This window comes from Photorhabdus viridis (genome assembly GCF_040256935.1).
GTDB lineage: Bacteria > Pseudomonadota > Gammaproteobacteria > Enterobacterales > Enterobacteriaceae > Photorhabdus > Photorhabdus viridis.
Window position 1 is genome coordinate 36,835 of the sequence record NZ_JBEJZY010000022.1, and the last position, 21,425, is coordinate 58,259.

A 21,425-nucleotide genomic window follows, 5' to 3' on the forward strand; every position below is an offset into this window, starting at 1 on the left:
TTTTAAAGGGGGAGTTAACCCTGATGAGAATAAGCTCTATGGCCGAACAGAAAACGGCAATAAAAGCACCCAGTAAAAACGGCGATATTATTTTCAGTGCACTGGTTCGGCTAGCTGCGCTGATGACTTTGTTTTTGCTGGGAGGCATCATTATCTCGTTGATTATTGCCTCCTGGCCTAGTATCCAGCAGTTCGGCATCTCTTTCCTCTGGCATAAAGAGTGGGATGCCCCGGCAGAACAATTTGGTGCATTGGTGCCTATTTACGGTACGTTGGTCACTTCGTTGATTGCTTTGATCATTGCGGTGCCTGTCAGTTTCGGGATTGCACTGTTCCTGACGGAACTAGCGCCTAATTGGCTGAAACGCCCGCTTGGTGTAGCAGTTGAGTTGCTGGCTGCAATTCCCAGTATTGTCTATGGCATGTGGGGGTTGTTTGTGTTTGCGCCTCTGTTTGCCGCCTATTTCCAGCAGCCGGTCGGTAATGTCCTTTCCGGTATGCCAATTGTGGGCGAACTGTTCTCCGGTCCTGCCTTTGGTATCGGCATTCTGGCGGCGGGCGTCATTCTCGCTATCATGATTATCCCTTATATCGCCTCGGTTATGCGTGATGTGTTCGAACAAACGCCGGTTATGATGAAAGAATCTGCTTATGGTATCGGTTGTACTACCTGGGAAGTTATCTGGCACATTGTGTTGCCTTACACCCGCAATGGCGTGATTGGTGGTGTCATGCTGGGCCTTGGCCGTGCGCTGGGGGAGACAATGGCAGTGACTTTTATCATTGGTAATACTTACCAGCTCGACAGTTTTTCACTGTTTATGCCGGGCAACAGTATTACTTCTGCGCTGGCGAACGAATTCGCTGAAGCTGAATCTGGCTTACATACCTCAGCATTGATGGAGCTTGGTCTGGTTCTGTTTATGATCACCTTTATTGTGCTGGCGTTGTCAAAATTAATGATCATGCGTCTGGCGAAGAATGAGGGGCGTTGATATGGCAACAATGGATGGACAAAAGCCTGTTGATGAAAATGCACGCAGTCGTAAGCAGGCATGGCGCCGTCAGAAAAACCGGCTCGCTCTGCTGTTATCAATGGCAACCATGTTGTTTGGTTTGTTCTGGCTGGTGTGGATTCTGTTCTCCACAGTCACCAAAGGCCTCGATGGTATGTCACTGGCGTTGTTCACGGAAATGACGCCGCCACCGAATACCGAAGGTGGTGGCTTGGCAAATGCCATTGTTGGCAGTGGATTGTTGATTTTATGGGCGACGATTATCGGTACTCCGTTGGGGATCATGGCGGGTATCTATCTGGCCGAGTATGGCCGCCGTTCATGGCTGGCAGAGGTGATCCGCTTTATCAACGATATCTTGCTGTCAGCGCCTTCTATTGTCGTCGGCTTGTTTGTTTACACTGTCGTTGTAACGAAAATGCAGCACTTTTCCGGTTGGGCAGGGGTGATTGCCTTAGCGTTGTTGCAAGTGCCGATTGTCATCAGAACCACTGAAAACATGTTGAAACTGGTTCCTGATAGCTTACGTGAAGCCGCCTATGCCTTGGGAACGCCTAAATGGAAGATGATTTCGGCCATCACGCTGAAAGCTTCGGTATCCGGCATTATCACCGGTGTGTTGCTGGCAATTGCCCGAATTGCTGGGGAAACAGCGCCGTTGCTGTTCACCTCTCTTTCAAATCAGTTCTGGAGTACTGATTTGAGCCAGCCAATTGCCAACTTGCCGGTCACTATTTTTAAATTTGCGATGAGTCCATTTTCCGAATGGCAACAACTGGCGTGGGCAGGCGTATTATTGATAACCCTGTGTGTATTGCTGATTAACATTGTAGCGCGTGTGCTGTTTGCCAAGAAAAAGCACTGACTGATATTTTCAACAGAGAGAAATAAATGAACATGGCTAATGATATCGCTGGCAGTAAAATTCAGGTACGTGATCTGAACTTTTATTACGGCAAATTTCACGCGCTGAAAAACATTACGTTGAATATTGCAAAGAATAAAGTAACGGCTTTTATTGGTCCGTCTGGTTGCGGTAAGTCTACGTTGCTACGGACTTTCAATAAAATGTATGAATTGTATGGAGAGCAGCAGGCAGAGGGAGAAATTTTGCTGGATGGCAATAATATCCTGACGGATAAACAGGATGTAGCGTTGCTGCGTGCCAAAGTGGGAATGGTATTCCAGAAGCCGACCCCATTCCCGATGTCTATTTATGACAATATCGCTTTTGGTGTCCGTCTGTTTGAGAAACTCTCAAGAGCAGAAATGGATGAACGTATTCAGTGGGCTTTGACCAAAGCCGCATTGTGGAATGAAACCAGGGATAAATTACATCAGAGCGGATACAGTCTGTCTGGTGGTCAGCAGCAGCGTTTATGTATTGCCCGCGGCATTGCGATCCGTCCGGACGTTCTATTATTGGATGAGCCTTGCTCCGCACTTGACCCAATTTCTACCAGTCGTATTGAGGAGCTGATCAGCGAATTGAAATCTGAATATACCGTGGTAATTGTGACTCACAATATGCAGCAGGCCGCGCGTTGTTCAGATCATACCGCGTTTATGTACCTTGGTGAATTGATTGAATTTAGTGATACAGACACATTGTTTACCACACCAAAAATGAAACAAACTGAAGACTATATTACCGGTCGTTATGGTTGATTATGGGGCGTAACATGGACAATCTGAATCTCAATAAACATATTTCAGGTCAGTTTAATGCTGAACTGGAGCATATCCGTACTGAGCTGATGGTGATGGGCGGGCTGGTGGAAGAACAACTCTCCAAAGCGATTACCTCAATGCATAATCAGGATGCGGAACTGGCGCGTGAAGTGATTGAGGACGATCATAAAGTCAATATGATGGAAGTCGCTATTGATGAAGCATGTGTTCGTATCATAGCCAAGCGCCAGCCGACGGCCAGTGATCTGCGGCTGATTATGTCAATCTCGAAAACCATTGCTGAACTGGAAAGAATCGGTGATGTGGCAAAGAAAATTTGCCAGACGGCACTTGAGAAATTTTCACATCAGCATCAGCCACTGTTGGTGAGTTTGGAATCGCTTGGCTGCCATACTATCCAGATGCTGCATGATGTTTTAGATGCTTTTGCCCGCATGGATCTGGAAGAGGCTATTCGTATCTATCACGAAGATAAAAAGGTGGATAAAGAATATGAAGGCATTGTCCGCCAACTGATGACTTATATGATGGAAGATCCCAGAACCATCCCAAGTGTGCTGACAGCTCTGCTTTGTGCCCGTTCTATTGAACGGATTGGCGACCGTTGCCAGAACATCTGTGAATTTATTTTCTACTTTGTCAAAGGACAGGATTTCCGGCATGTAGGTGGTGATGAATTGGAAAGGCTGCTGACTAAAGATAACAAGTAACTCGCTGACAATGCTGGCATTTTTTGCCGGCATTGTTTTGTCTTATAATTCTTAATAGTTATAAATATAGTTTTTTATATTATTTCCTGCACTATAGTGAAATTGATAGCTTGTGATGATTAATAAATATTTAATTACCGTCAGGAGTTTTCAATGAAATCCCGCGTTCTTGTCGTGGCGTTGCTGGCTGGGTTAACACTGGTTACTGGTGTTGCGAAGGCCGATAAACTGGATGATATTAAAAAAGCCGGTACAGTGCGGATCGCTGTTTTTGACAGTAATCCCCCGTTTGGTTTTATTGACCCGCAAACCAAAAAACTGGCGGGTTATGATGTGGATATCGCAAACGCGATTGCAAATGACCTTGGTGTTAAATTGGAACTGCGTCCGACTAACCCGGCAAACCGTTTACCCCTGTTGGCATCAAAAAAAATTGATCTGATTGCCGCCAACTTTACGGTAACGGATGAGCGTGCTAAACAAGTTGATTTTTCAATCCCTTATTTTGCCACTGGGCAAAAATTTATTGCCCGTAAAGGCGTTCTGAAATCTCCGGATGACATTAAAAACCTACGTATCGGTGCTGATAAGGGAACAGTACAGGAAATTACTCTGCGTGAGCATTATCCAACGGCAAAAGTCATCTCTTATGACGATACGCCTTTGGCATTTGCTGCGCTGCGTAACGGCAATGTACAAGCAATCACTCAGGATGACGCTAAACTGGTCGGTCTGCTGGCTAACGTACCGGCAGCACAAAAAGCGGAGTTTGAGATCTCTCCTTTCAGCATCACCCGTGAATATCAGGCTGTGGCTGCGGCAAAAGGGGAAGAACATCTGGTTGAAGCAGTGAACCAAACGCTGCTGAAACTGGAAAAAGAGGGTGAAGCAGAGAAAATTTATAACCGTTGGTTTGGCCCGGAGACCAAATCGTCTCAGCCGCGAGGTGACTTTAAGTTTGCGCCTTTGGAGCAGCAAGCTAAGTCCTGATAGTTATAAACCTTGGTAATCAGCCCTGCGCCTTGTGTTGCGGGGTTTTGCCATTGGTAATGTTTGGTAATCGTAAGATATGTTTGAGTTATTTGTTACAGAATACGTGCTTGCTCCCCAATACCTGGCGTGGCTTTGGCAGGGTTTCCTGATTACGCTGTGGATATCCGCTTGTACCGTTGTGGCTTCCACATTGCTGGGCTTTGTTCTGGCTGCTGCCCGTGACAGCCAACTAAAAATTCTCCGTTGGCCGGTGACGGCTTACACCACCTTGTTTCGCAATACGCCTCTGCTAGTGCAACTGTTTTTCTGGTACTTTGCATCAGGGCAAATATTGCCGCAAGAGGTGATGTTCTGGCTGAATACACCTCATGAAATCAATCTGTTAGGTCTATCATTGGCATGGCCTTCGTTTGAATTTCTGGCTGGATTTATCGGTTTGACCCTCTATTCTGCCCCATTTGTCGCGGAAGAATTACGGGCAGGTATTCAGGGCGTAGGGCGGGGGCAGAAGTATGCGGCTCATGCATTGGGACTGACCGGCTGGCAGGCAATGCGTTATGTCGTACTGCCGCAGGCGTTGAAGATAGCAATGCCGCCATTACTGGGACAGTACATGAATATTGTGAAAAACTCGTCGCTGACAATGGCGATTGGTGTGGCTGAACTGTCATATGCTTCGCGTCAGGTGGAAACTGAAACACTGAGAACATTTGAAGCATTCGGTGTTGCGACGGTGTTGTATATCGTCACGATTGCGGTCATGGAAGGCTGGGGACAATGGCGTCAACAACAAGCTATAGCAAGAGGACATTAAAATGGATTTTTCAGTCATTGCAGAAAACTGGCGCTACCTACTGTTAGGAACCTTCCCTGATGGCCCCCTTGAAGGCGCGGCATTGACATTAGTTATTAGCCTGATGGCTGGTGTGATTTCTATTGTATTGGGTACAGTTGCAGGTGTTGCTTTGGCAATGCTGAAAGGCTTCTGGGTTAACCTGTTAGCCGCAGTATTGGGCTTTTTCCGTGCAATTCCCGTCATTATGCTGATTTTCTGGACTTACTTCCTGTTGCCTGTGATGCTTGGTATGGAAATTCCTGAAATCACTACAGTGGTTTGTGCTCTGGCGTTGATCACCTCTGCTTATCTGGCTCATGGGGTGAAAGCGGGAATTATTGCGATTGGTGCGGGTCAGTGGCAGGCTGGGTTATCATTAGGTTTCAACCGTTGGCAGGTACTTTGGTACATTGTTTTGCCACAGGCATTACGCATGATGGCGCCTTCCTTTATTAATCAATGGATCGCTCTGATAAAAGACACTTCTCTGGCCTATATTGTTGGTGTGGCAGAACTGTCATTCCTGGCAACTCAGGTGAATAACCGCAGTATGGTTTATCCGACAGAAGTCTTTTTATTTGTCGCGTTGATTTATTTTGTGATGTGTCTGACGCTGGAATTGACAGCAAACTATATTGTTCGCCGTTTTTCTCTGCAACCCAGGAAAATGTCTATTTTCCGTTTTTGGCGGAAGGAAAAATTAATTTTGGCTCCCCAATATTAATTCTTTCTTTATTTAATGGTTTGTATTTACGGCATAATCTCCCTATTTTAATTATAGGGGGATTTTTAATGTTAATTTATTTTTCTGGTTTTATGTTATTGAAACGTAAATAATAATTAACTCATTGAATTAAATAAATAAGTGGTTATACCCAATAGATTTCAAGTTGCAGCGCGGCGGCAAGTGAACGCAGTCTGTTGCCAGACTGCGCTTATCCGACTTAAATACCGTCAAAGAGGAAATCGAGTGCCGCTTTTACCTGATTACGATATTGCGATGCATCGCAAAATTCAGCACCCAAAGCATGAACAGATATACTGGCCAGTTCGTGAGTCATGACAGCATATTCTTTGTCGTTTATCAGCCTGATAAGGGGGATCATTCGAACAGGGCGACTGTTGTCAGGATATTTTTCAACTGGCAGCAGTGGGATCACAATTCGGCGGTTTAACCGCCCGATAATGTCACTCGTGACGTCCAACAACAGGGGATAAACAACGTTTTTCCCAGTATTACGGTAAACAGTGAATTGCATCGTTAAAATGTCCTGTATTCATCACTGAAACAACCATGTTCGTCATGGAAACGGTTTAACGCCTCCAGAGCCTCCCTATTATCTTCCTGCCATTTCAGCGCTTCGTGATGGCGTAATTCAGCATCCAAGGCGGCGGTCAGTGTGGCGCTAAAGTTAATACCTGCTTCACGAGCCCGGTTCAGTAAGCCTCGTTCTACGGTCATTGTGACGCTCTGTGTGTTGCGTTGTCTTGCTGTCATGATTTATCTCCGGCATTTGAGTATGCGTGTAATATACACGTATACTTACACGAACTGTAGTTCTGAATGTCGGTTTTTTCGTCTTGTTTAACATTATGGAAAGCTACTTACACGCCAGCGTATTTATCAAATTATTAGCAAAATATTCATGCAGCCGTGTCGATTTCTATTGTGATCACCACGGTAATTGGCCTGATATTGGGAGATGTGGAATATAACGGGATATTTGATTTACCGCCAAGTTTGACAACGGTTGTTTGTACTGAAAATGGTGTTTATTGATGCACATTAAAGGCGTATGAAGTGTTGAAAGCCTGTTAAATCAGGCTTTCAAATTTCAGAGAAAACTACGGATATTTTTCTGGCGACACAAAACCTACGCAGATCAGTATTGGTTGCGTTTCAGGTTCAGGCTGGAAAAGAAACTCCTCAGTGCTGTTTATTTTCAGTTTGGGCCAGTCTTGTAAAACGTCGTGAAAATCTTCCTGTTCACAGGTTTTGCCCTTTCCTCCGATCAAAATAGCGCCGTCACGTACAATATCGCTTGCTTTAACATGGCGGTTATAGACATTTGGCGCTTGCCCTTCCAACGTCCAGGGTTGGATCGTATCTGGTTGACTTGGTGCGTAGAAAGTTAGCCACTGATGCAAGTATTCGCCCCCGACATAATGCAATGGTGTTGAATAGAGCTGATGCCAGCGTTGATCCAACTGCCAGGAAAAATCTTTGATACCTTCAAATTCATGGCCGGCGCCACGGATATTAGCGGCCATAACAAAAACATATCCCATCAAAACCAATACTGCGGTGACTGCCAACCCGCGCAGAGTGCTGAGTAATGATTTTTGTGGAAAACGGGTGATAGAACCAACTAACAGCGCTGATGAAACAGACATAAAGGGCTGCAACCATTCAGTCATTCTTCCGCCCTCATTGAATGAGAACCAGCAATAGATAATCAGTAATGGCAACAGAACAACCATGTTTGCCAGTCGGCCCGCTTGCTCTTTTGGCCAGCCAATACGGCCTCCAAGAGTGTAGATAATGATGCCAACAATAATCAGTGGATAAAACACAGATAATAACGATCTGGTAGTATGCAAATTAAAACCACGATCAATCTGTGAATCTACCCATTTGAAAGCAGCAAAATCATTGTTCCACAACCACCAAACATTAGGTAATACCAGCATAAACCAGATAGCCAGGGCGATATAGAGAGCGGGTTGGCGGTAACACTGACGAACTTTGGGTACAAACAGGGTCAGTAGAAAAACCGAACCAACCAGTGCCAGGGAGGAATATTTCCCCATTGTTGCCAGCCCGGAACTGAGTGCAAATGCCATCCACCAGCGTGGATTGTCATATACCGCTCGTAGGAAGAACAGCATAGTCCACGGCCATAGCATAACCAGTAGATAATTATCGTTGTAAGGAATAATATCAAAATTGATAATACCGGATAGGTTCAATGTCATCATGGCGAGCCATGCTAGCTCTTTTTTCCCTGTCAGCCGGAACGCCAGATGCCATACACCCAGCATACCAATAGCGATAGCGACAAAGTGTATGAAGTACCAGTAAAAACTTAATGAAATACCGTTTATATGGATAGCCGGCAGCATCATTGCGCCCACCAGCCACGGATTTTTAGGTGAGCCCCATTCTCCATTTTTACCCCAGTTCAATGCTTCGACGGCATCATAGGGGACAGTTGGGTCAAATGAATAGCTCACTATAATCCATAACAAAGCATAACTAATTACCCATAAATAGATGGGCTTGTAGGAAGAAGTATCAGAAAAAAGCATATCAATTCATCACTTATTGAAAGCCAAGATTAATAGAATATTCGCTGATGGTTAAACCAATCATGAATAATAAAGGACTTTGGCTAGATTTTTAAGAGAAAGAATTGCTTGTGGCGCTTTTCTATACGTGTGGTTTCTGCTAGATTCCGCCGCAGCAATACCCTGATAAACCAAACTGAGTAACGGGCTATGAACCAGTTAAAGAAAAAAGTACCGGCGAAAGCATCTGCTGGTAAACAGAAAAGAAAAAGCCGCGAAGAATTGAATGCGGAAGGGCGTGAGCGTAAACGCCAGAAAAAGCACAGTGGTAATCCGGCAGGCAGTCGTCATAAGGAACAAAGCAGCGACAAACATCAAGCAGGCAGGAAGCTGCGTGATCCACGTCTTGGCAGTAAAGTGCCCGTTCCACTGATTGTCGGAGAGAAACCGATGAAACCTGTGGCGGCCAACGCTAAAACTGAGACAAAACCGCGTCTGTCGCTACAGGAAGAGCTGGCAATGCTGGAAAACGATGATCGTTTGGATGCATTGTTGGAGCGATTGGAAAATAGCGAAAAACTGTCTGAAGAAGATAATGTTTATGTTGACGCCACACTGGATCGCATTGATGTTTTGATGGAAGAGTTGGGGATTGAGCTAGGTGAGGAAGAAAGCGAAGAAGAGAAGCCAGATAATATTATGCAACTGCTGAAAGGCAATTAATTTAATCCTCCATGATCAAAGGCGGATTAATCCCAATAACCATACTTTTAGTGTGTTATCTGTTGTGGTTATTGGGTAAACTATGGCGATTATCGCGGCGTAAAACCCGGCTGCGCAGAGTCACCATCGCGCAATATATCAAACATCTGCAAGCATTGCGCTTTGGTAGACAGAAACATCGGAAGGAATAAGAATGTCTGAGCAAGCCATAGTTTGGGATCTGCCTTTGATCCAGAAATACAACCACTCCGGCCCCCGTTATACTTCATACCCTACGGCGTTGGAATTCAATCAACAGTATGATAATTCTGCATTTATGCAGTCAGCTGCCCGTTATCCTGAACGACCGCTTTCTCTCTACGTCCATATCCCGTTTTGCCATAAACTCTGTTATTTCTGTGGTTGCAACAAACAGGTGACTCGCCAGAAGCATAAAACAGATGAATATCTGCAACTGCTTGAACGTGAAATCCGTGAGCGTTCGACACTGTTTTCTGGCCGTAACGTTAGCCAGATGCATTGGGGTGGTGGTACGCCAACCTATCTTGACAAAAACCAAATCAGTAAATTGATGGGAATGTTGCGTCACCATTTTAATTTTTTGCCGGATGCTGAAATTTCTATTGAAATCGATCCGCGTGAAATTGAATTAGATGTGATTAATCACCTGCGCAGTGAAGGTTTTAACCGTCTGAGCATGGGAGTGCAGGACTTTAATAAAGAAGTACAACGTCTGGTTAATCGAGAACAGGATGAAGATTTTATCTTTGCTCTGGTAACACGAGCCCGTGAAACCGGTTTCAATTCCACCAGTATTGACCTGATTTATGGTTTGCCGAAACAGACGCCTGAAAGTTTTGCTTTCACTTTGAAACGAGTATTAGCGTTATCACCGGACAGAATGAGTGTTTTCAATTATGCTCATTTACCGAATCTGTTTGCCGCCCAACGTAAAATCAAAGAGCATGATTTACCAAGCGTCGAACAAAAGTTAGATATTTTGCAAGAAACCATCGCAACACTGACGCAAAATGGTTACCAGTTTATTGGCATGGATCATTTTGCTCGCCCAGATGATGAGCTGGCGGTAGCTCAGAGGGAAGGGCGGTTGCACCGCAATTTTCAGGGTTATACCACTCAGGAAGCGTGTGACCTGCTGGGAATAGGCGTTTCTGCTATTAGCATGTTGGGTGATAGCTATTCTCAGAACCAGAAAGAGTTAAAAACCTACTATACACAGGTCGAAAAACAGGGGCATGCCCTGTGGCGTGGTTTAACTCTGTCTCAGGATGATTGTATCCGCCGTGATGTGATTAAAGCGCTGATCTGTAATTTCCGGCTAAATTTTGCTGATATTGAGCAACAATATAATCTGAGTTTTACCCAGTATTTCGCGGAAGATTTGCAATTATTGGCACCATTGGTTGCAGATGGGCTGGTGGAAATGGATGAAAAACAGATCCGGGTGACATCACGGGGCCGGTTGCTTATTCGTAATATCTGTATGTGCTTTGATATTTACCTGCGCCAGCCGGTTCGCCAGCGACAGTTTTCGAAAGTGATTTGATTATTCAACTGAATAGGGCTGGGTGATTATCCCTGCCCTTATATCTTAAAAATATCAATATCACTTGGCAGGTTTTGGACAATCTTCTGACCATTTAACGAATTTAGTGTTACTTCCAACTCTTTTGATAGCCATTGAGAGATCAATTATAAATTGCTTTACGCCATGTTTTTACTCTGCTGATGTTTTGGTACTTTTCAGTAAATTATACCGGAGATGTTTATGGCAAAAACTATATTATCTATTACAGTTAATATCGATGATCTAACTAAAAGTATAAGTAGATATAGTTATGGCATTGTCGGATATGAAAAAGATTATCCTCTGGCTATTTAAGCAAAATAATTTTTTAAAATAATATACAGGAGCCACCTATGATTGATTTACGTAGCGATACTGTTACCCAACCCTGCGAGGCTATGCGTAAGGCCATGGCATTAGCAGAGGTAGGCGATGATGTGTATGGCGACGATCCTAATGTTAACCAGCTTGAACACGAAGGAGCTGTACTGGCTGGTAAAGAAGCTGCGCTGTTTCTGCCTACTGGTACGCAAGCTAATTTAGTGGCGTTGCTCACCCATTGCCAGCGGGGTGATGAATATATTGTGGGTCAGAAAGCGCATAACTACCTATATGAAGCGGGTGGTGCTGCCGTATTGGGCGGTATACAGCCGCAACCGATTGATATGGCGGCTAATGGAACATTGCCTCTGGATGTTGTCGCCAGTGTTATCAAGCCAGACGATATTCATTTCGCCCGGACCCGTTTACTCAGCATAGAAAATACATACGATGGTAAGGTACTACCACTTGCATATTTGCAGCAGGCCAGAGTTTTTACGCAGGAGAAAGGCTTGGCATTGCACGTTGATGGGGCGCGTATTCTCAATGCGGCTGTGGCGTTAGATGTGCCACTGAGTACTCTCTCTCAGTATTGCGATACTCTGACCATCTGTCTGTCCAAGGGGTTGGGAGCGCCGGTGGGTTCTTTACTGTGTGGTGATGCGGAATACATCAGGCAGGCACGGCGTTGGCGCAAAATGACTGGAGGAGGAATGCGTCAGACGGGAATATTAGCTGCCGCAGGGCGTTATGCATTGCAGCATAATGTTCAACGGTTACGCGAGGATCATGATAATGCCCAGTGGCTTGCTGAACAATTGAGTGAGCTGGGTGTGGAAGTTTTGGCGCCTGGGGCACAGACTAATATGGTATTTTTACGCATACCAGCACATGAAGCCACGCAGTTGGGGCCTTGGATGAAAGAACGAGGTGTGATGCTGAGCGTAGAGTCTATCACCCGCTTAGTGACACACCTTAATGTTTCTCGTGCTGATCTTGAGCGACTGATTACGTTGTGGCGTGAGTTTCTTACTGTTGCTGGATCTGATAAGTGCGAGAATGTGACTGAAACTCGTGCTATTTATGGTTAAATTTTTTGAATAGTTTTTACAGTATTTTGAGTACTATTTATCAAATTCTGCTCTATTTATTTATACATGAAGGAGTGCTATTGTCATTAATAGAATTTTCTTGATTAATATAAGAAGATAAGTAATTAATCGTTCCCTTTATAAAAAGGGAACGACAGAAGATTTAAAATTTGTTTTTGTAATGATTATTGTTTATTAAGTCTATATTACAGAGTGATTTAACTATTCAAGGCACAATTTTAAATAAAAAGCATTTAACTTTTCAAGAATAGATTTATTTTGCAGCGAATATGGCCGTATCGACAGTTATCACATCGCAGAGTTCTTCATTGCCCTGCGTGAAACCTATCCGGTCAATCAAAAGGTTCATATTATCCTTGACGGAGCCGGTTACCACCGGAGTGGGCAGGTAAAAGACTGGTTAAAGTTAAATAAATTAAGTTTGCCATTTACATTCCTATTTAGTGTTTTATCAATCTTCATAACACCTGAATTTGACTGTTTTTCGCTCTACAAAATTAAATTCCAGATTGGAAGCAAATTCATGGCATTGGTACTTCCCCCCTATCTCATATTAACTCAGTCATAAATTTAGTTACCTACAATGAGTTAGACATGAAAATCAGCAGAACACACAAAAAAGCCTTATTTCCCACTACATTGAACTACTCAGTGGTTACAACAACTCAAATAATGGAATTTATGATTAATTTCATTATATAAACCGTACTTATTATCAAAATATCATCACATTAAGGGATTAACGCTTCTGACTATTACCATCTGGTATCGGCAACAATCACCACAACTTGACCGCCATTTTATGTCTTTGCCCAAATTTAAGCCACCCGAAAGGGTTTTTTTGTACTATCTGACTATCTTTCCTACAATAAATATAAGGCGTCACCGCCTACAGTTTTGATTTTTTTCCTTTTGTGACAGCTTTGGCTAACCATTCTAAGGAGGGGATTATGTTCAGTTCAATTGCACTGTTTTGGGCGCTGTGTCTTGTCTGCATTATGAATATGATGCGCTACTTCTCTTCACTGCGGGCATTGTTGTCTATTCTTCGCCAGTCCGATCCCTTGCTTTATCAATCAGTAGACGGTAACGGTTTTTTTACTGCTCATGGACAGCTTAATAAGCAGATAAGGCTTGTGCACTATATCAATTCGCAACGTTACCTGGATCATCATGATCCAGCAGTGGTGCTTCGCTGTGAGCGGCTGAGGAGGCAATTTATTCTGACGAGCGCGCTGAGTGGATTAGTTGTTGTTTGTCTGATTTCGATGTTGATTTGGTATTAAAACAAAAGGCGGTATAGTTAACCCATACCGCCTTCAAATTATTCGTCAAAACAATTAAATCAGTTTCAAAGCGAACCAGTAGAAAATACCGGATAACCCAATTGAAACCGGCAGGGTCAGTATCCAGGCCAACATGATGCTCTTGATTGTTTTACCCTGAACACCACCACCATCAACCAACATCGTCCCCGCTACCGCAGAGGAAAGAACCTGTGTAGTCGAAACCGGCATCCCGGTATAACTCGCCACACCAATTGAAACAGCCGCAGTCATCTGAGCTGAAACACCCTGTGCGTAGGTCATACCTTTCTTACCAATCTTCTCGCCGATAGTCACCGCAACGCGTTGCCAGCCAACCATAGTTCCCAGAGATAGTGCCAGCGCCACTGCAATGATGATCCAGATAGGTGCATACTCAACAGTATACAATAAGTCTTTACGCAGTTTATTCAGGAAACGGGCATCTTCAGCACTGGTTTCCGGCAGTTTAGCCACAGATTCCGCAGTATCGGCAATACACATCAACATGCGGCGCATATTATTACGCTGTTCAGGATTCAGCCCACTATAGCTCTGAATGCCCTTCAATATGCTTTCTGTCTGGTTAAGAACAACTACAGCGCGAGTGCTGTCACAATGAAATCGCTCTTCCGACTCATCTTCTGCAACAGCAACCAATGGCGTCAGTTCAATGGCATGAGATAACGCGGTACCATGCCGCTGATAATATTGTTGCAGGTGAGTAACCGCATCGTAAGTACGGGCAATGTCATAGCCATTAGCATTCATGTTTACGACAAATCCCGCCGGAGCTACGCCGATCAGCACCAGCATAATCAAACCGATGCCTTTCTGACCATCATTCGCCCCATGAGAGAAACTGACTCCTACCGCAGACAAAATCAGCGCAGTACGCGTCCAGAACGGCGGCTTACGCTTACCATCTTTCTTTTCGCGTTCAGCGGGCGTCAGATGAATACGTTTGCGTTTCTTAGTGCTACTCCAGTAACGGCGTAGCAGAAACACAATTGCCCCGGCAATGATCAATCCGATTACAGGAGAGAGGATCAACGACAGGAAAATCTGTATCATCTTCGGCACATTCAGCGCATCAACCACAGAAGAATTGGTCACAATGGCATTGGTCAAGCCAATACCAATAATGGAACCAATCAGGGTATGAGAACTGGATGCAGGTAAACCGAAATACCAGGTACCAAGGTTCCAGACAATGGCAGCCAGCAGCATGGAAAACACCATGGCAAGACCATGAGCAGAACTGACATTGAGCAGAAGATCGGTAGGGAGTAAATGTACAATCGCGTAGGCGACACTTAATCCACCAAGAAGAACACCAAAAAAGTTAAATACCCCAGCCATGACGACTGCGAACTGTGCTCGCATAGCACGGGTATAAATAACTGTTGCTACCGCATTCGCGGTATCATGAAAGCCATTAATGGCTTCATAAAACAGCACAAACAGCAGTGCCAGTACTAACATTAGGCTGGTGTGAAAATCCAGGCCAGTAAAAAGATGTAGCATAAACGTTAAGCCAGTTAGTTGGACATGAACGCGGCGCATTATCAGTGACAAATGCTAGCGGGGAAAGTGAAATATGAACTTTTTTTGATTTCATGACAACCAGATAACAATAAGAAATGGGAATATTCCTTATATATCATAAAATTGCATATCTTTTAAAAAATTGACAATTTTAAGACAAAAAATAAGTTTACCTGACAAATTCAGGTCATACGGGGACTTTTTTCCGCAAAATTATCAAAAATGCAACACTTTAAGGGAAGTTCCCGCTAAATTATTCGGTTATAAAGAGAGAAACAGTGGAAAGATTTGATGTAGTTATTGTTGGTGCCGGCGCAGCCGGTCTGTTTTGCGCAGCTCAAGCTGGGCAACGTGGTTTACAGGTGCTGGTTCTGGACAATGGCAAAAAAACCGGGCGTAAGATTTTGATGTCCGGCGGTGGGCGTTGTAACTTCACTAATATGTACACAGAATCATCAGCTTATCTTTCCGCTAATCCCCATTTCTGTAAATCTGCCCTAGCCCGCTATACACAGTGGGATTTCATTGAGCTGGTCCAACGCCATGGCATTGTCTACCACGAAAAAACCCTAGGACAGCTTTTTTGCGATGATTCAGCCCAGCAGGTAGTTGATATGTTGTTAAAAGAGTGTGAGGCTGGTCAAGTCACTATCCGCCTACGCAGCGAAGTTAGCCACGTAGAAAAAAAGGAGCTGGGTTTCGTTATCACTGTTAACGGAAAGGAAGTAAGTACACGCTCACTGGTCATCGCTTCCGGTGGGTTATCTATGCCGGGTCTTGGCGCAACCCCTTTTGGTTATCGGATTGCAGAACAGTTTGGTCTGAAAGTCTTGCCAACCCGCGCCGCTCTCGTGCCTTTTACTCTGCATAAACCACTTCTGGAGCAACTTCATGTGCTTTCCGGTGTGTCCGTTCCCGCCATTGTCACCGCGGAAAATGGCACGCTGTTCAAAGAAAATATTCTGTTCACCCACCGAGGACTTTCTGGTCCAGCAATTTTACAAATTTCCAGTTATTGGCAACCGGGAGAGTTTGTGAGTATTAACTTACTTCCAGACATTGATCTGGAAACGTTTCTGGAGACAGAACGGAGTGCTCACCCAAACCAAAGCGTAAAGAATACCTTGGCAAAATTATTACCGAAGAGGCTGACAGAATGTCTGCAAACACTCGGCCAACTCCCGGATGTTTCTCTTAAACAGCTGAACTCAGTTCAACAAAAACAATTGATGACAAACCTCCAGTCATGGCAAGTACAACCCAACGGTACTGAAGGCTATCGTACTGCTGAGGTTACTATGGGCGGCGTGGATACTCATCAGCTTTCATCCAAAACAATGGAGGCTAATCAGGTAAAAGGACTCTATTTTATCGGTGAAGTGGTAGACGTCACCGGCTGGCTTGGCGGCTATAATTTCCAGTGGGCATGGAGTTCCGCCTGGGCATGTGCGCAAGCGTTGTGACTTTTGTGGAGAGACAATAAAGTTTGCCCGTAAGGAGCAGTTTTTGATGCGCAATTTACTGATATTTCTGTATTCAACCCATCAAAAACTGCAAATTTAGCATAATCTATTTCATCGGATAAAATTGGCATTATTGAAATAAATGAACACTGGTGTAACGGGGCGCACGTTGCACTTATTGCGTTAATCCAGCTCTAACTACCGGAATCATGACTTGGGTGGTTTAGCGCTGTCAATTGACGCAATCATCATTCTGAAAATGACAGATATGGAGCATATTTTTAATTGAAGATTCTAATATCTTTCTAGGACAAGCAAAATTCAATCTCGCAAACCCATGTCCTTCCGCACCAAATTTTTCACCATTATCTAACCAAACTTTTCCTTGTTGAATTAATGTATTATTCAAACTATCTAAATTGATATTTGTTTGCCGAAAGTCTATCCAAGATAAAAATAATGCATCAGATTCAATCACTCGAATACCCTCAACACCATTCAGCATAGTATGTAATAAATTATAATTTCCCTTTAAATATAGTAAAAGCGCTTCTAACCACTCCTGCCCTGTTTTATAGGCTGCTTCACACGCGGCTAATCCTATCATGTTGGGGCGGGACATATCGTATCGCAGAAATTCTTTTTTTACTCTTTCACGTAGCTTATTATTTTTAATAATAATATTAGATGTTTGCAGCCCTGCTAGATTAAAGGTCTTACTTGGTGAGGTACACGTAATACATATCTCAGAAAAATAAGGGTGCAGAGCTGCTAAAGGTGTGTATTGCGAACGGTTATTGAAAATTAAATCTTGGTGAATATCATCTGATATGATGATTATTTTATGTTTCAAACAGATATTACCAATGATATTGAGCTCGTCAATAGACCAAATTTTACCAATTGGATTATGGGGATTACAGAGGATAAGCATTTTTGTTTTTACTGTAATGCTTTCTTCTAGCTCATCAAAATCAAGTAAATATCGACCAGTAATATTATGAAGAGAAACAGTTATTGCGGAGCGTTGATTGGCGAGTATAGAGCGCGAAAATGCCCCATAAACAGGTGTCATTATAATGATAGAATCATCGGGCTCCGAAAGTGCATTAATTATAATATCAATCGCAGTAACAACACCTGGGCTCTGAACAATCCAATCAGGTTCAATTGTCCAGTCATGCCTGTTTTTTTGCCAGTCTATAATCGCATTTAATGTTGATAAGCTACAATTAGTGTAACCCAATATACCATAATCAATGATGTTCAAAAGCGCTTTTCTGACAGAAGGAGGACACTGAAAATCCATATCTGCTACCCATAATGGTGTTGGCTTGTTATCGGTATACAGCGGGTCTTGAGGGTATGTCCATTTAGTAGATGAAAAAATAGAACGATCGAATATAACATCAAAATTGAAATTCATACATCCGCCATTAATTATTTTTTTTAATTAAAAAAGTATAATAAATCAATAGAGTTATCAAGCTAGTTAGAGATAATAATGAAAACAGTAGAGTAGCATTAAATAAATCAAGCATAATCCCTCCGTAAATAGGGGCTAAAGCTGATCCAATACTTGACATATTGGAAGCACCAAAAAAAGCTCCCCTTAAATGGTGAGGTGTGAGCCTATCAACTTCGACATTAAACGTAGGTATGGCAATTATTTCTCCAAAACTCAGAATGACAGTTGCGACACAAAGATAATAAACTGTATTAATAGGTGAGAATGCAAAAATGATTTGAGCTACGGCAATTAACATGATACCAATTAATATTTTTATTCTTGGGGTAAAATTTCTTAATAAAAATAAAATTGGCATTTGCAAAGTGATAATTGTCAATGAGTTGACAATAACTAATAAAGCAATAAAACTAGTAACATTGTTGATATTTGATCTAGATAAATATTGAACAAGCGTAGAATCAAAGTTAGCATAAACAAACATAACAAGAACATTACATAATAGAAGTATCACGAATGTTCGGTGAGAAATAATTATGTTCAATGTTTTTGTAAAACTAATATCATTGCTGACTTTTTTTATTTTTTCTTCTTTTTTTGAAGATAATAAAAAGACACGCAACATAATACCATAAACAAAATAAACAATGGCTGTAATTAGAAAAGTTTCTCTCTGTGCCGATAGGCCAGAGGCTAATCCAATATAAGGACCAATTGCAGCGCCAACATTGACCAAATAATATCGATAGTATTGTATTGACTCTCTCTCTTTAGGGGAGTTAATATAATCGCCAATTAAGGCTTTGCTACACGCTTCTAACAGAGCACGACCAATACTAATTCCGGATATAGAGATTAAATATAATATAGGTGAAGATGAGAAGGAAATCATGATGAATGAAATAATGCTTATCATCACCCCGATAAGCATTATTGTTCTGCGGCAAAAAATATCAGACAAATATCCGGTATAAATGCCCGTTACTGAGCCTAAGATACTTGACAGCGCCAATAATCCGCCAATTCCTGTCGCTGACATGTTAAACTGCCGATAAAGGATCATCGCTAAAAAAGGCCAAACCATAAAATAGGCGGCTCTTGTTAACAGTGTCCCCAGTAACATGATAAAAATTGGGGGAGGTAAATGTTTTAATAAAGATAATCTGAATAGAGATGCCATTAGTTCACCAGGATACGTATTGAGTTACGCTGACTCTATTTCGATAATAACACTCTCTTTAAGGTGGTGACTTTCAAATTCAGCTTGCTCCGCTGTTACGCCACACGCAATAGCATATCCTAATCGTTGAGAGCTATTTTTCAGTAATTTAATATGTTCTCCAATGTTAACATCAAAATGGACAAAGTCATTCTTTGTGTAATTTATCTTTTTAACAATGCCAGAAGGTGCAGTGATATAAGAAATAGCGGCATATTTATTGAACTTCTTACTCAAGTCAGGTGAAATATCTAACGAAACTTGGATAACTGCTTTCCACATATCAATACCGGTAGCCATTTCCACTAATTCAGGAATATGATCTCCTCCTAACCGAGCTCCTACTTCAATGACTTTGACACCATCACTTGTTACCTTAACCTCGGTATGTCCTCCTCCATTATAAATACCTAACGCGAGCAAAGCTTGTGTTACCACTTTTTCTATTTCGATTTTTTGTTGTAATGGTAGATTAGCAGGTAATGTATGCCCTAATTCAACAAAATAACCATTATTTGATACGTATTTTTTAGTAATTGTGATAATGTTCACAACACCATTAAAGGAAATAGATTCAATACTGTATTCTTGTCCTTCTAGATATTCTTCTATCAAAAATAAAGAAGCTTTTTTTACTCCAAATGGAGGAGTTATTTCACAGACTTCACGGAAATTCCTTTCCAATTCGATGACATTATCATTACGTAAAACACCTCGACTTCCGGCCATGTTAATAGGTTTTATAATGTTTGGATACCCAATTTTGGCTGCTTCTATTTTTGCACTGTCAACATTCGAAATTAGAGCGTATTTAGGGATAGGAACATTTTTTTGCCTAAAAGATTCTCTCATTAGGTGTTTGTTTCTTGCTTTCAATGCATTTTCATATGTTATTCCTTTAAGGCCTAATGTTTCTGCTACTTTAGCCGCAAGGGGAACATAGAACTCCATAAATGTAATAACACCCTGTATTTTTTTCTTAGCATTGATATGCTTAGCCATATTTACAACAAGTTCATTATCATTAGTATCTGCTTCGAAGAATTCATCAATATAGAGTAAATCATTGTCAGATACTTTATTATAGTACTTCCTTGATCCAATGAATATAATATAAGCGCCCAGTTCTTTTGCTTTTTTTAACCCAATCGAACCGGATGGGTTTTTTTCTATTACTAATAATCTATTAGACATTTCTAATCTCTATCGATCTACCAGAGAGGTTATTCATTAGCTCACGAGAAAAACACCCATTCTTTAACACACCGTTTAATCTTTTATTAACAAGATCGTTAATTTCATCAAGATAAAAATTAACTTTATATGTTATCGTTTCATTGTGGACATTAGTCACTCTAGTTAAGTTTCCTACTTTAGGTTCAAAAATATTCACACACCCTACAATGTCGCCAATCTCTTCATAAAAATAATTTTTATGCTTTTCTCTACTTTTTTTATTTTTTAACGGAATAATGGCAAAAAGTTGTTTGCCCGCCTGGCAATGACCAACAGATGGCGGTAATCCTAAAACATCTATCCCAAAAGAACCAAAGTCCTCACTCACACCTAGTTGAAAATTTAATAAAATATTTTCATGAAAATATTTTATATTCTTATAAAAATCAGCACACATTTGATGCGTTATTTCTAGGTGAGGGTGCTTTCCTCCATGATCAAAGAATTTATTAAATCGCAGAGTATCGATTCCTATTTTATTGAAATAATCTAGATAACGTTCGAGCATTTCTTTCGATACGTTGTGTGACCCTACAGTGATACCAATGCCTATTCTAAATCCATTAAAAATATCTCTATTTTTTGCGTTGTAATCCTTTATAATTTTTAAAACACGCTCAAGGTCTGTGCCATACAAAACCCCTTTTATTGGGTATTCATAGCTATCAGAAATTATTCCTTTTTCGTTAATTAATCCGTGAAAAGTAAGTGTGATTGTCCGGTATCCATAATCTCTTGCCGTATCTAAAAGAGACTCTGATTTTTCACTTAATAATGGCCGACCACTTGTCCAAGCCTCTCCACTCTCCATTGCAACGCTGGATGATGTATCACCTTCAAAATAAGTTCTCGCTCTCGCAACACCATAATGTCGCATCAGTTCACCATCATAAGCAAAACTATCCGTGT

At 42.1% G+C, this 21,425-nt stretch carries 21 protein-coding genes and 1 pseudogene; 14 read left to right on the forward strand and 8 right to left on the reverse strand.

The genetic code is table 11. The annotated features are described in order from the left end of the window. Positions 1-38 precede the first annotated feature (38 nt). The 7 genes from pstC to ABR397_RS11210 all read left to right on the forward strand — a co-directional run bounded on the left by pstC (position 39) and on the right by ABR397_RS11210 (position 5,970). On the forward strand, positions 39-995 hold the full coding sequence (pstC, locus tag ABR397_RS11180; RefSeq protein ID WP_350305856.1) for a phosphate ABC transporter permease PstC: 957 nt from the start codon (positions 39-41) through the stop codon (positions 993-995). A gap of 1 nt (position 996) precedes the next feature. After that, on the forward strand, positions 997-1,881 hold the full coding sequence (pstA, locus tag ABR397_RS11185) for a phosphate ABC transporter permease PstA (RefSeq protein ID WP_350305821.1): 885 nt from the start codon (positions 997-999) through the stop codon (positions 1,879-1,881). Positions 1,882-1,913: 32 nt separating this feature from the next. Then, complete coding sequence (pstB, locus tag ABR397_RS11190) at positions 1,914-2,684, forward strand: phosphate ABC transporter ATP-binding protein PstB (protein ID WP_407072875.1); 771 nt, start codon at positions 1,914-1,916, stop codon at positions 2,682-2,684. A 14-nt stretch (positions 2,685-2,698) separates the two neighbouring features. Beyond that, the gene (gene phoU / locus ABR397_RS11195) at positions 2,699-3,418 is read left to right on the forward strand and encodes a phosphate signaling complex protein PhoU (RefSeq protein ID WP_350305823.1); all 720 of its coding nucleotides are present in this window, start codon (positions 2,699-2,701) and stop codon (positions 3,416-3,418) included. A gap of 153 nt (positions 3,419-3,571) precedes the next feature. Continuing rightward, on the forward strand, positions 3,572-4,408 hold the full coding sequence (locus tag ABR397_RS11200) for an ABC transporter substrate-binding protein (protein WP_350305824.1): 837 nt from the start codon (positions 3,572-3,574) through the stop codon (positions 4,406-4,408). 79 nt (positions 4,409-4,487) lie between these two features. Beyond that, the gene (locus ABR397_RS11205) at positions 4,488-5,225 is read left to right on the forward strand and encodes an amino acid ABC transporter permease (protein ID WP_350305825.1); all 738 of its coding nucleotides are present in this window, start codon (positions 4,488-4,490) and stop codon (positions 5,223-5,225) included. Between the two features lies 1 nt (position 5,226). Then, a complete protein-coding gene (locus ABR397_RS11210) occupies positions 5,227-5,970 on the forward strand; it encodes an amino acid ABC transporter permease (protein ID WP_350305826.1) in 744 nt (247 codons plus the stop codon). 220 nt (positions 5,971-6,190) lie between these two features. On the opposite strand, the gene ABR397_RS11215 is transcribed toward ABR397_RS11210, so the two are convergent. Further along, positions 6,191-6,505 (reverse strand): CcdB family protein, encoded by a 315-nt coding sequence (locus tag ABR397_RS11215; RefSeq protein WP_350305827.1) that lies wholly within the window; start codon positions 6,503-6,505, stop codon positions 6,191-6,193. A 2-nt stretch (positions 6,506-6,507) separates the two neighbouring features. Beyond that, positions 6,508-6,744, reverse strand: a complete 237-nt coding sequence (locus tag ABR397_RS11220; protein ID WP_350305828.1) for a type II toxin-antitoxin system CcdA family antitoxin — start codon at positions 6,742-6,744, stop codon at positions 6,508-6,510. A gap of 156 nt (positions 6,745-6,900) precedes the next feature. On the opposite strand from ABR397_RS11220, the gene ABR397_RS11225 reads away from it, so the two are divergent. Then, a complete protein-coding gene (locus ABR397_RS11225) occupies positions 6,901-7,026 on the forward strand; it encodes a hypothetical protein (RefSeq protein ID WP_350305829.1) in 126 nt (41 codons plus the stop codon). A gap of 65 nt (positions 7,027-7,091) precedes the next feature. Here the strand turns inward: ABR397_RS11225 and ABR397_RS11230 are convergent, their stop codons facing one another. Then, positions 7,092-8,555, reverse strand: coding sequence for a glycosyltransferase family 39 protein (locus ABR397_RS11230; protein WP_350305830.1), 1,464 nt, complete (start codon positions 8,553-8,555; stop codon positions 7,092-7,094). Positions 8,556-8,744: 189 nt separating this feature from the next. On the opposite strand from ABR397_RS11230, the gene yihI reads away from it, so the two are divergent. The 5 genes and pseudogenes from yihI (at position 8,745) to uspB (ending at position 13,564) form a co-directional block, all read left to right on the forward strand. Then, positions 8,745-9,257, forward strand: coding sequence for a Der GTPase-activating protein YihI (gene yihI / locus ABR397_RS11235; protein ID WP_350305831.1), 513 nt, complete (start codon positions 8,745-8,747; stop codon positions 9,255-9,257). 193 nt (positions 9,258-9,450) lie between these two features. Then, positions 9,451-10,824 (forward strand): oxygen-independent coproporphyrinogen III oxidase, encoded by a 1,374-nt coding sequence (gene hemN / locus ABR397_RS11240; RefSeq protein ID WP_350305832.1) that lies wholly within the window; start codon positions 9,451-9,453, stop codon positions 10,822-10,824. Positions 10,825-11,198: 374 nt separating this feature from the next. Continuing rightward, positions 11,199-12,257, forward strand: a complete 1,059-nt coding sequence (gene ltaE, locus ABR397_RS11245) for a low-specificity L-threonine aldolase (protein WP_350305833.1) — start codon at positions 11,199-11,201, stop codon at positions 12,255-12,257. A 265-nt stretch (positions 12,258-12,522) separates the two neighbouring features. Then, a pseudogene (locus tag ABR397_RS25035) lies at positions 12,523-12,708 on the forward strand (transposase); the annotation flags it as partial. Between the two features lie 520 nt (positions 12,709-13,228). Beyond that, positions 13,229-13,564, forward strand: coding sequence for a universal stress protein UspB (gene uspB / locus ABR397_RS11255; RefSeq protein ID WP_350305834.1), 336 nt, complete (start codon positions 13,229-13,231; stop codon positions 13,562-13,564). A gap of 54 nt (positions 13,565-13,618) precedes the next feature. Here the strand turns inward: uspB and pitA are convergent, their stop codons facing one another. Next, entirely contained in the window at positions 13,619-15,109 is a 1,491-nt protein-coding gene (gene pitA / locus ABR397_RS11260; protein WP_350305835.1) for an inorganic phosphate transporter PitA, read from the reverse strand. Between the two features lie 299 nt (positions 15,110-15,408). On the opposite strand from pitA, the gene ABR397_RS11265 reads away from it, so the two are divergent. Then, positions 15,409-16,593: a BaiN/RdsA family NAD(P)/FAD-dependent oxidoreductase gene (locus ABR397_RS11265; RefSeq protein WP_350305836.1), complete on the forward strand. Its 1,185-nt coding sequence runs from the start codon at positions 15,409-15,411 to the stop codon at positions 16,591-16,593. A gap of 232 nt (positions 16,594-16,825) precedes the next feature. On the opposite strand, the gene ABR397_RS11270 is transcribed toward ABR397_RS11265, so the two are convergent. Genes ABR397_RS11270 through ABR397_RS11285 form a run of 4 tightly spaced genes read right to left on the reverse strand, consistent with a single transcriptional unit; the run spans position 16,826 to position 21,393 of the window. Then, on the reverse strand, positions 16,826-18,019 hold the full coding sequence (locus ABR397_RS11270) for a MalY/PatB family protein (RefSeq protein WP_350305837.1): 1,194 nt from the start codon (positions 18,017-18,019) through the stop codon (positions 16,826-16,828). Positions 18,020-18,029: 10 nt separating this feature from the next. Further along, entirely contained in the window at positions 18,030-19,241 is a 1,212-nt protein-coding gene (locus ABR397_RS11275) for an MFS transporter (protein WP_350305838.1), read from the reverse strand. A 24-nt stretch (positions 19,242-19,265) separates the two neighbouring features. Continuing rightward, positions 19,266-20,474 (reverse strand): ATP-grasp domain-containing protein, encoded by a 1,209-nt coding sequence (locus ABR397_RS11280; RefSeq protein WP_350305839.1) that lies wholly within the window; start codon positions 20,472-20,474, stop codon positions 19,266-19,268. Further along, positions 20,467-21,393: a radical SAM protein gene (locus ABR397_RS11285; RefSeq protein ID WP_350305840.1), complete on the reverse strand. Its 927-nt coding sequence runs from the start codon at positions 21,391-21,393 to the stop codon at positions 20,467-20,469. Before ABR397_RS11285 ends, ABR397_RS11280 begins: the two co-directional genes overlap by 8 nt. Between the last annotated feature and the right edge of the window lie 32 nt (positions 21,394-21,425).

Excerpts from the sequence above, each read along its gene's own strand:
- pstC (WP_350305856.1), top strand. The coding sequence starts at position 39 with ATGGCCGAACAGAAAACGGCAATAAAAGCACCCAGTAAAAACGGCGAT.
- pstA (WP_350305821.1), top strand. The coding sequence starts at position 997 with ATGGCAACAATGGATGGACAAAAGCCTGTTGATGAAAATGCACGCAGT.
- pstB (WP_407072875.1), top strand. The coding sequence starts at position 1,914 with ATGGCTAATGATATCGCTGGCAGTAAAATTCAGGTACGTGATCTGAAC.
- phoU (WP_350305823.1), top strand. The coding sequence starts at position 2,699 with ATGGACAATCTGAATCTCAATAAACATATTTCAGGTCAGTTTAATGCT.
- ABR397_RS11200 (WP_350305824.1), top strand. The coding sequence starts at position 3,572 with ATGAAATCCCGCGTTCTTGTCGTGGCGTTGCTGGCTGGGTTAACACTG.
- ABR397_RS11205 (WP_350305825.1), top strand. The coding sequence starts at position 4,488 with ATGTTTGAGTTATTTGTTACAGAATACGTGCTTGCTCCCCAATACCTG.
- ABR397_RS11210 (WP_350305826.1), top strand. The coding sequence starts at position 5,227 with ATGGATTTTTCAGTCATTGCAGAAAACTGGCGCTACCTACTGTTAGGA.
- ABR397_RS11215 (WP_350305827.1), bottom strand. The coding sequence starts at position 6,505 with ATGCAATTCACTGTTTACCGTAATACTGGGAAAAACGTTGTTTATCCC.
- ABR397_RS11220 (WP_350305828.1), bottom strand. The coding sequence starts at position 6,744 with ATGACAGCAAGACAACGCAACACACAGAGCGTCACAATGACCGTAGAA.
- ABR397_RS11230 (WP_350305830.1), bottom strand. The coding sequence starts at position 8,555 with ATGCTTTTTTCTGATACTTCTTCCTACAAGCCCATCTATTTATGGGTA.
- yihI (WP_350305831.1), top strand. The coding sequence starts at position 8,745 with ATGAACCAGTTAAAGAAAAAAGTACCGGCGAAAGCATCTGCTGGTAAA.
- hemN (WP_350305832.1), top strand. The coding sequence starts at position 9,451 with ATGTCTGAGCAAGCCATAGTTTGGGATCTGCCTTTGATCCAGAAATAC.
- ltaE (WP_350305833.1), top strand. The coding sequence starts at position 11,199 with ATGATTGATTTACGTAGCGATACTGTTACCCAACCCTGCGAGGCTATG.
- uspB (WP_350305834.1), top strand. The coding sequence starts at position 13,229 with ATGTTCAGTTCAATTGCACTGTTTTGGGCGCTGTGTCTTGTCTGCATT.
- pitA (WP_350305835.1), bottom strand. The coding sequence starts at position 15,109 with ATGCTACATCTTTTTACTGGCCTGGATTTTCACACCAGCCTAATGTTA.
- ABR397_RS11270 (WP_350305837.1), bottom strand. The coding sequence starts at position 18,019 with ATGAATTTCAATTTTGATGTTATATTCGATCGTTCTATTTTTTCATCT.
- ABR397_RS11275 (WP_350305838.1), bottom strand. The coding sequence starts at position 19,241 with ATGGCATCTCTATTCAGATTATCTTTATTAAAACATTTACCTCCCCCA.
- ABR397_RS11280 (WP_350305839.1), bottom strand. The coding sequence starts at position 20,474 with ATGTCTAATAGATTATTAGTAATAGAAAAAAACCCATCCGGTTCGATT.
- ABR397_RS11285 (WP_350305840.1), bottom strand. The coding sequence starts at position 21,393 with ATGCGACATTATGGTGTTGCGAGAGCGAGAACTTATTTTGAAGGTGAT.